Below are 3,761 nucleotides of genomic sequence, written 5' to 3'. Positions count from 1 at the left end.
TGCTGACCGTCGGCAAGTTCACCATGCCCAGCCGCGCTTACGCGGGCCGCTTCAATTTCAACGGTGCCGACCAGCAAAAACGGGTGGGTACGCTGTCGGGCGGAGAACGCGGGCGCCTGCACCTCGCCAAAACCCTGATTGCCGGCGGCAATGTGTTGATGCTCGATGAGCCCTCAAACGACCTGGACGTGGAAACCCTGCGCTCGCTCGAAGACGCGCTGCTGGAATTCGCAGGCTCCATCATGGTGATCAGCCATGATCGCTGGTTCCTGGACCGGATCGCAACGCACATCCTGGCCGCCGAAGGCGACAGCCAGTGGACCTTCTTCAACGGCAACTATCAGGAATATGAAGCCGACAAGAAGAAGCGACTCGGTGAAGAGGGTGCCAAGCCCAAGCGCATGCGGTTTAAAGCCTTGCATTGAGCCCCCACGCTTTTCACTTCGTGTAATGCGCTGCCCCCCGAGGGGGCTGCTGCGCCTGCGGTCCGGCAAAGCCGGTCCCGCGGCCCCTGCTTGGTTTAAGAGTACCCCCCGTTCGCTTGTGTAGTTCCCCGGAGATAGGCATGACCGACGAAGAAGTCCTGACCCAAACCCGTCACTGGCTCGAAAAAGCGGTGATCGGACTCAACCTGTGCCCGTTTGCCAAGGCGGTGTACGTCAAGAACCAGGTGCGGCTGGTGGTGAGCCACGCCCGTCATGCGGACGATTTGCTGGAGGAGCTGGACCGTGAGCTGGACTTGCTGGCGGCCACGCCGGCGCAGGAAATCGACACCACACTGTTGATCCACCCGTCTTTGTTCGACGACTTTCTGGATTTCAACGACTTTCTTGAGATCGCTGAAGGCGTAGTAGACGAGCATGGTCTCGAAGGCGAGATCCAGCTGGCCAGCTTTCACCCCCGATTCCAGTTTGACGGCACCGAGCCCGACGAAATGGGTAACTACAGCAACCGCGCACCTTTTGCCATCCTGCATCTATTGCGGGAAGAAAGCGTGGAGCGTGCCGTGGCGTCTTTCCCGGAAGCCGACGCCATCTTTGAGCAGAACATTGATGCGCTGGAAAAACTCGGCCCGGATGGCTGGAAAGCCCTGGGTCTTTAATCGACTGAGTAGCCGGCGTCAGGTGCCGGCGCAGCTAGGCAGGCAGATGCTGCTTGAGTACTGCATGCAGCTGTGCAAAATTGAAGGGCTTGGTGACATAGCCGCTTGCACCCAGGCGCAGGGCTTCTTCCAGCCGTTCCGATTCCGCGCTGGCCGACAGGAAAATAAACGGCACCTGTTTCAGCAGAGGCTCCGCCTGCAATGCCGCAAGCACTTCCATGCCGCTCATTTGCGGCATCATCACGTCGCAAAAAATAAGGTCCGGAATTTGGTCTTTCGCAGCCTGCAGGCCGGCGGCGCCATCGGCCGCCTCGATGGCTTCGTGTCCTTCCAGTCTCACAAAGCGCAGCAGATTGGCCCGTATATGGGTTTCATCCTCAATCACTAGAATGCGCGCCATTTTTCTCCAGATCAAAGTAAAGGCCCGGGCTGAAGGGGCCGGCTTCCTGATCGCCTTGCGAGGTCAATGCAGGGCCACCCCATCTTATAGCGTTCATGCGCCCTGGGGTTTGCCAGACTGCATGGATTCAAATCCTGACGGTAAAACAACTTCCCTGTCCGACCTGGCTGGTCACCGCTATGCTTCCGCCATGCAGGTCGACAGAGTTTTTGACAATGGCCAACCCCAAACCAGTGCCCTGAATGTCTCCCACATTGCTGGCCCGGTGAAACCACTCAAAGAGATGCGGGAGTTCATCCGCGGGGATTCCAATGCCCTGGTCTGCCACCTCGAAGGCCACGCGACCATCTGACGGAAAGATGCGAAACGACACCCTGGCGCCTTGCGGAGAGTATTTGATGGCATTTGACAGAAGGTTGCCGAAAATATGCCGCAATAGTTTTTCATCAAACTGACCGGTAGGCGGCACGCCGTCAAAATCCAGGGCCAGCTCGCAACCCGTATCGGCGTGCTGCGTCCGGGCTTCTTCCACCAGGTCCTGGCAAAGCGCGAGCAAGTCAATATCTGCAGGCCGGAATTCCAGCATTTGCGCTTCGACCTTGCCAAGCAGCAACACCCGGTCCAGCATCTGGGTCATACGCTGGACACCTGTTTCTATGGTGTTGATGACCTCCATTTTTTCGGGCTCCGGCAGACGGTCACCGTAGTGCTTGAGCAACTCTGCCGACGACAGGATGAAAGCCAGTGGCGTGCGGAATTCATGGGAGGCAACCGAGATAAAACGCGATTTCATGTCGTTCAGCTCAGTCTGTTTTTGCAGTGTGAGGCGCTGCGTTTGCTCTGCCTGCAGACGTGCGGTGGCATCGACCACAAAAACCAGCGTGGCCTCGCGTTTCCCCCATTCAATTTTGACGGCCGACAATTCCAGTGAACGGATTTCTCCGTGCTGCGTAATGACACGAAAACTATAGGTGGATTCAACTTCTTCCCCACGCAGCCGCCGTTCATGACGGTCGACCATGGTCGGCAGGTCGTCTGGGTGAAGCGTGGCCGTGAAAGGCTGCGCCAGCAGGTAGTCCAGCGGATGGCCGACGATGCGCACCAGGCTGGGATTGGCAAACACCATCCGGTCGTCCTGGATCACCACGACGCCGACACCGACTTTTTCGATCACGGTGCGGTAGCGCTCCTCCGATTTGCGCAGTTCATCCAGTGCCTGGTAGCGCTCAATCGCACTGCTGACGTGATTGGCTACAAAAGACAGGATGTCGGCGTCGGTTGTGCTGTAGTGCACGCCGGGCTCATAACCTTGCACGGCCAGCACGCCGCCAATCGTCCCGCGGATGTGCATGGGGACGCCCAGCCAGGAGCTGAAGGTCATGTCGCCGCTGCCTTCGGTGACATCGCCCGCGGCTTGAAGAGCCTTCAGGCGCGTGGCGTCGATGATCTGCGGTTTTCGGGTGCTCAGCACAAACTCTGTCAGACCTTTGCGGTAGGGCACGTTGCTCAGTTGCAGTGCATCTCCGTCACGTTCATCCACGTAATAGGGGAAATCCTTGCGGTGCTTCTGCGCGTCGTAAAGGCACGCATAACAATTCTTGGCATACAGCAGCTCACCGAGCAGGCCGTGCACTGACTGCAGAAAATCGTAGAACGTGAGGTCAGCGGCGGCCCTTTCCGCAATGCGGTAGAACACACGTTGCAGTGTTTCCGCTTTTTTCTGCTCACGCGCCTCGGCCTGCAGTTCACGGGTTCGTTGCTCCAGCCACAGGGTGGCGGAAGTTTCCTGCTTCTGCTTTTCTAACTGCAGGCTTTGGTAGTCAGCCTGCAGCGCAAGGTGTTGCTGCTGAAGCTGCCTTAGCTGGGCGTGAAGGTCAGCGTCGGAAGGCATGGCGCGGCTTTCGTGCTCGATGGAGGGTGGGGCCGCCGCGGTGGCAGACCCTTCTACTCATTATGCGGCCTCAAACGATCTGGATACCTGACGGGCGACGTCTCACAGGCATCTTCGCAAGCACCCAATCTCAAACTCAGGTTTTGACAGCCGTTCCCAGCCAACGGGTGGCCAGCTGGACCCAGTACGTGCCACCCAGAGGGATCAGGTCATCATTGAAGTCGTAGCTCGGGTTATGCAGGGTGCAGGGGCCGCCACCGTGGCCCATTTCGCGGTGCGCGCCGTCACCATTCGAAATAAAACAGTAGGCGCCGGGCTTTGCCTGCAGCATGTAGGCAAAATCTTCCGCGCCCATGGTCGGCTCCTGC

The 3,761-nt window shown here is 58.5% G+C and carries 4 protein-coding genes and 1 pseudogene; 2 read left to right on the top strand and 3 right to left on the bottom strand.

Translation table 11 applies throughout. The annotated features are described in order from the left end of the window. Both ABI546_RS15895 and ABI546_RS15890 read left to right on the top strand, forming a co-directional pair. Positions 1-425: ATP-binding cassette domain-containing protein (locus ABI546_RS15895; RefSeq protein WP_348047981.1), on the top strand; the 425-nt coding region annotated here is incomplete at its 5' end. Between the two features lie 140 nt (positions 426-565). Then, positions 566-1,102, top strand: a complete 537-nt coding sequence (locus tag ABI546_RS15890; protein ID WP_348047979.1) for a DUF1415 domain-containing protein — start codon at positions 566-568, stop codon at positions 1,100-1,102. A gap of 34 nt (positions 1,103-1,136) precedes the next feature. On the opposite strand, the gene ABI546_RS15885 is transcribed toward ABI546_RS15890, so the two are convergent. The 3 genes and pseudogenes from ABI546_RS15885 to ABI546_RS15875 form a co-directional block, all read right to left on the bottom strand. After that, a complete protein-coding gene (locus ABI546_RS15885; protein ID WP_348047977.1) occupies positions 1,137-1,502 on the bottom strand; it encodes a response regulator in 366 nt (121 codons plus the stop codon). Between the two features lie 127 nt (positions 1,503-1,629). After that, complete coding sequence (locus ABI546_RS15880; RefSeq protein WP_348047975.1) at positions 1,630-3,393, bottom strand: ATP-binding protein; 1,764 nt, start codon at positions 3,391-3,393, stop codon at positions 1,630-1,632. A gap of 136 nt (positions 3,394-3,529) precedes the next feature. Further along, positions 3,530-3,761 (bottom strand): annotated as a pseudogene (locus tag ABI546_RS15875) (amidohydrolase); the annotation flags it as partial.

The organism is Polaromonas sp. (assembly GCF_039932935.1).
In the GTDB taxonomy this organism is placed as follows: Bacteria; Pseudomonadota; Gammaproteobacteria; order Burkholderiales; family Burkholderiaceae_C; genus Polaromonas.
This window is presented reverse-complemented; position numbering and strand designations above follow the sequence as displayed.

Bases quoted from the DNA above. Each gene is read 5' to 3' on its own strand.
- ABI546_RS15890 (WP_348047979.1), top strand. From the start codon at position 566: ATGACCGACGAAGAAGTCCTGACCCAAACCCGTCACTGGCTCGAAAAA.
- ABI546_RS15885 (WP_348047977.1), bottom strand. From the start codon at position 1,502: ATGGCGCGCATTCTAGTGATTGAGGATGAAACCCATATACGGGCCAAT.
- ABI546_RS15880 (WP_348047975.1), bottom strand. From the start codon at position 3,393: ATGCCTTCCGACGCTGACCTTCACGCCCAGCTAAGGCAGCTTCAGCAG.